This window comes from Streptomyces sp. SID14436 (genome assembly GCF_010548465.1).
In the GTDB taxonomy this organism is placed as follows: Bacteria; Actinomycetota; Actinomycetes; order Streptomycetales; family Streptomycetaceae; genus Streptomyces.
The window spans coordinates 1-4051 of sequence record NZ_JAAGMD010000589.1 but is presented as its reverse complement, the minus strand read 5'-3'; the positions used below and the strand labels follow the sequence as shown (position 1 = coordinate 4051).

General features: G+C 73.9%; 3 protein-coding genes. 1 reads left to right on the top strand and 2 read right to left on the bottom strand.

Going from position 1 to position 4051, the window contains the following annotated elements:
- Positions 1-170 precede the first annotated feature (170 nt).
- The gene (locus G3I53_RS20955) at positions 171-1385 is read right to left on the bottom strand and encodes an ROK family transcriptional regulator (protein WP_164332555.1); all 1215 of its coding nucleotides are present in this window, start codon (positions 1383-1385) and stop codon (positions 171-173) included.
- Positions 1386-1750: 365 nt separating this feature from the next.
- Complete coding sequence (locus tag G3I53_RS20950; protein ID WP_203591452.1) at positions 1751-2833, bottom strand: mechanosensitive ion channel family protein; 1083 nt, start codon at positions 2831-2833, stop codon at positions 1751-1753.
- Between the two features lie 311 nt (positions 2834-3144).
- On the opposite strand from G3I53_RS20950, the gene G3I53_RS20945 reads away from it, so the two are divergent.
- Positions 3145-3696, top strand: coding sequence for an HNH endonuclease (locus G3I53_RS20945; protein WP_164332553.1), 552 nt, complete (start codon positions 3145-3147; stop codon positions 3694-3696).
- Positions 3697-4051: the final 355 nt, after the last annotated feature.

Below are 4051 nucleotides of genomic sequence, written 5' to 3'. Positions count from 1 at the left end.
CCGGACCCGGGCTCCCCTACGCCCCGTCGTGAGCCCGCAGGCGCCGCTGAGCCGCCGGCGGGCGCGGCGGTGCGGTCCAGGCCCAGCAGGGCCGCGCCCAGCACCGGAGGGGCGGTGACGACCCGGGGGACCGCCTCGGGGGCGCGGGCGTCGGAAGGGGAGCGCTCGGGTCAGCGGGAGGTGTCGAAGACCTCGTCGCGGGTGGCGGCCAGCGCGCTGTCCAACGCGCCGCGCAGCACGGGCTGTTCGCGCACCTCGCCCACCACGAGCCGCGGCCGGGGGGCGGCCAGCTCCTCCAGTTCGGCCTGGACGAGGGCGCGCAGCGCCTCACCGCCGGAGGTGAGGCCGCTGCCGCTCAGGACGACGAGTTCGGGGTCGAGGACGGAGACGAGTGAGGCCAGACCGGTGGCCAGCCGGGTGGCGTAGGCCCGCAACAGGCGCTGGTGGACCGGCTCTTCGGGAGCGGCGGCGGCCCGCCCGACGAGCGCTGCGGCCACCTCGGGGTACGGGCCCTCGGGGATGTCCTCCAGGCCGGCTTCGCGGGCCAGGGCGGGCACCGCCTGGGCACCGGCGAGCTCCTGGTAGCCGCCGCTGTTGGCCCGGGTGACCTGGCGCACCAGGGGTGTTCCGGGCACCGGCAGGAAGCCGACCTCGCCGGCGCCGCCGGTCCAGCCCCGGTGCAGCCGCCCGCCGAACACCAGGGCGGCGCCCAGCCCGGCCTCGTTCCACAGCAGGACGAAGTCGGTGTGGCCGCGGGCGGTGCCGAGCCGCTGTTCGGCCAGGGCGACGAGGTTGACGTCGTTCTCGTACTCGAAGGGCATCGGCAGGGCCGCGGCGAGTTCGTCGAGCAGGGTGGGGGAGTGCCAGCCGGGCAGGTGGGAGGCGTAGCGCAGCCGCCCGGTGGTGGGATCGAAGGCGCCCGGGGTGCCGATGACCAGCCGGTGGACGTCGCCGCGGGTCAGTCCCGCCGCCTTCACCGCACCGTCCAGCGCGTCGGTGACCTGCTGGGCGACGGGGACACCGGAACGGCGCCCGGGGGCGGGCAGTTCGTGCGCGCCGACGGTGCGGCCGGTGATGTCGGCGACGGCGGCGCGGATCCGCTCGGGGGTGACGTCGAGGCCGGCGGCGTACGCGGCGGCCGGGTTCACCTCGTACAGCTGGGCGCCGGGGCCCGGGCGGCCCTCGGTGGTGCCGCCGGCCAGCACCAGCCCGGCCGCCTCCAGGCGGGCCAGCAACTGGGACGCGGTGGGCTTGGACAGCCCGGTCAGCTTGCCGATCCGGGTGCGGGACAGGGGGCCGTGCTCCAGCAGGAGGTCCAGGGCCGCGCGGTCGTTCATGGCCCGCAGCACACGCGGGGTGCCCGGCGTACCGGCGGTTCCTGCCATGGGTGCCACACCTGCCTTCCTGGGCCGCCCAGCTTCTCAGTGGCCGCGACGGGCCGTCCATTCAGGGGTGCTGTCCGCCCGTGGACTACGCGATCATTGTCAGGAAAGTTTCCTATCTGTGTGGGTAAAGGAACGTACGGCTCGGGCGCAGGAGCCGTCAAGGGGGCGTGCGAGCCCGGCACCTAGCCGGTCCGGCCGCCCCGCCCACGCGCCGGGACACGCGCCAGGAAGCAGGCCACGCGCCGGGACACGCGTCAGGAAACCGGGCCTGCGTCAGGACCCGCGTCAGGACACGCAACAGGGCGGCACCCGGGAGGTCCCGGATGCCGCCCTGACGTGACGCGCGGGGACGGCGCCCCGCGGCGCTACTTGGTGGTGTTGGGCGGGGTGATCGGGGACGCCGCGATCGACTGCGGCGAGACCGAACTCGCGTACGCCGACGGGGGCGCGACCGCCGCGGCCGGGTCGGGCCCCGGGGCCGCGTCCACCGGGGCGGTGGCACCGCCCACGATGCGGATGCCGGCCTCGTCGAAGGCCCGCTTGATGCGCCAGCGCAGCTCGCGCTCCACGGTGAGGGACTTGCCGGGCATCGTCTTCGCCGACACCCGCACGACCATCGAGTCCAGCAGCACCGAGTCCAGGCCGAGCACCTCGACCGGGCTCCACAGGAGCTCGTTCCAGGGCTCCTCCTTGCCCATCTTCGCGGCGACGTCGCCCAGGACCTCCCGCACCCGGTCCAGGTCCTCGTCGGAGCGCACGGTGACGTCGACGTTGGCGGTGGCCCAGCCCTGGGACAGGTTCCCTATCCGCTTCACCTCGCCGTTGCGCACGTACCAGATCTCACCGTCCGCGCCGCGCAGCTTGGTCACCCGCAGCCCGACCTCGATCACCTCGCCGGAGGCCACGCCCGCGTCCACGGTGTCGCCGACGCCGTACTGGTCCTCCAGGATCATGAAGACGCCGGAGAGGAAGTCCGTCACCAGGTTGCGCGCGCCGAAGCCGATCGCCACGCCTGCCACACCGGCGGAGGCGAGCAGCGGCGCCAGGTTGATCTGGAAGGTGCCCAGGATCATCAGCGCGGCCGTGCCCAGGATCAGGAACGAGGCCACCGAGCGCAGCACCGACCCGATCGCCTGCGAGCGCTGGCGCCGCCGCTCGGCGTTCACCAGCAGGCCGCCCAGCCCGGACCCGTCCACGGTCTGGCCGGTACGACCCATGCGGTCGATCAGCTTGGTGATCGACCGCCGCACGACCACTCTGAGCGCCGCCGCGATGACCAGGATGAGCAGCACGCGAAGCCCGATCGCGAGCCAGGTCGACCAGTTCTGCTCGACCCAGCTGGCGGCGTTCGTCGCATGTTCCTGGGCGTCCTTGAGCGAGGGCACGGCCGGCGACGGACTCTCCACGGGAGCCGGCGAAGGGCCGTCGGCCGACAGGACGGCGGACATGAACACGGCAGGTACCTCCAGGTGCACGATCTGCCCTCCGCACGCCCTCCGAGGTCACGGGAAGGTCACCGGCCGGGACAGAATCACCACACTAACGGGGCATTGTGAGGGGATCCGCGGATTGTGTGAAGGAGAGACCGCCCTCACCTGCGCTTGAACCGGTCATGATCGTGGGGATGCATCCGAGTGTGGTCGAAAACACTCTCAGCCCGTTACCGGGACATGGTGGCGCTTCCACCAGGCATGAGGGGAAACTGACTACGGATCGTCCCGGCGCGAGCCACGCGTCGCCGGCGTACAAGGAGGCATCCGTGCCGCATGTCCTGGTTCTCAACGCGTCGTACGAGCCACTCGGTGTCGTACCGCTCCGCCGCGCGCTCGTCCTCGTCCTCGAGAACAAGGCCGTGTGCCTCGAGGAGTCCGGCGCCTACCTGCACAGCACCACCGTCACCGTCCCCGCCCCCAGCGTGGTCCGGCTCAAGCGTTTCGTCAGGGTGCCCTACCGGGGGCCCGTTCCTCTCACCCGCCGCGCCCTGTTCGCCCGCGACGGGGGCCGCTGCATGTACTGCGGCGGCGTCGCGACCAGCGTCGACCACGTCATCCCGCGCAGCCGCGGGGGGCAGCACGCCTGGGACAACGTGGTGGCGTCCTGCCGCCGCTGCAACCACGTGAAGGCCGACCGGCACCTGTTCGAGCTGGGCTGGCGCCTGCGCCACAAACCGGCCCCGCCCACCGGGCTGGCCTGGCGCATCATCGGCACCGGCCACCGGGACCCGCGCTGGCTTCCGTACCTCCAGCCCTACGGCGCGGACGACGCGATGGCCCGGATCGACGGCAGCCGGATCGACGGCATCTCCGCCTGACGCGATCCGGGCCCGGCGGTCGCCCGCGGGGCCCGGTTCACGACGGGTCACGGGGAGGCCGCCCGGGCCGCCGACCGCTGGCACGGCGTCCTGCGGCACGGCGGCGCCAGGGCCGGGCCGACGGTACCGCTGTGTCCGAGCACCGATGTGTCCGACGTCCCGCGCTCGCCCTTGCGTCCCGCGCTCGCCCTTGCGTCCCGCGCTCGCCCTTGCGTCCCGCGCTCGCCCTTGCGTCCCGCGCTCGCCCTTGCGTCCCGCGCTCGCCCTTGCGTCCCGCGCTCGCCCTCGCGACCCGCGCTCGCCCTCGCGACCCACGCCCGCCCTCGCGACCGACGGCCGGCCGACTGTGACGGCC

Bases quoted from the DNA above. Each gene is read 5' to 3' on its own strand.
- G3I53_RS20955 (WP_164332555.1), bottom strand. From the start codon at position 1,385: ATGGCAGGAACCGCCGGTACGCCGGGCACCCCGCGTGTGCTGCGGGCC.
- G3I53_RS20950 (WP_203591452.1), bottom strand. From the start codon at position 2,833: ATGTCCGCCGTCCTGTCGGCCGACGGCCCTTCGCCGGCTCCCGTGGAG.